At 58.2% G+C, this 402-nt stretch carries 1 protein-coding gene; it reads left to right on the forward strand.

Annotated elements, in window-relative coordinates:
- Positions 1 to 402, forward strand: a 402-nt coding sequence (locus tag ACF8EA_RS08020; protein ID WP_392521470.1) for an IS66 family transposase, incomplete at both ends; no start/stop codon positions are given.

Genomic DNA, 402 nt, shown 5'->3' on the forward strand with positions numbered 1-402 from the left:
CGCAGAAGGTGCAGCCTAAGGGCAAGACCGGTCGCGCCGATGTTGCGCTGACGATGATCAACAAACTGTATGGCATCGAACGCGACCTCAAGGATGCCAGCGATGAACAGCGATTCCTCGGTCGTCAGGAACGAAGCCTGCCGATCCTTGAGCAGTTGAAAAGTTGGCTCGACAAGACGCACTCACAGGTGACACCGCAAAGCGTACTGGGCAAGGCGGTGCTTTACCTGGCAAACAACTGGAACCGCTTGGAGCGGTATGTCGAGGCGGGCCACCTGCCGATCGACAACAACCTGGCAGAGCGGGCCATAAAGCCGTTTGTGATCGGGCGCAAAGCTTGGCTGTTCAGTGACACGCCCAAGGGAGCCACGGCTAGCGCGCAGATCTACAGCTTGGTCGAAA

This window comes from Pseudomonas sp. YQ_5, from assembly GCF_043103305.1.
GTDB lineage: Bacteria > Pseudomonadota > Gammaproteobacteria > Pseudomonadales > Pseudomonadaceae > Aquipseudomonas > Aquipseudomonas putida_Y.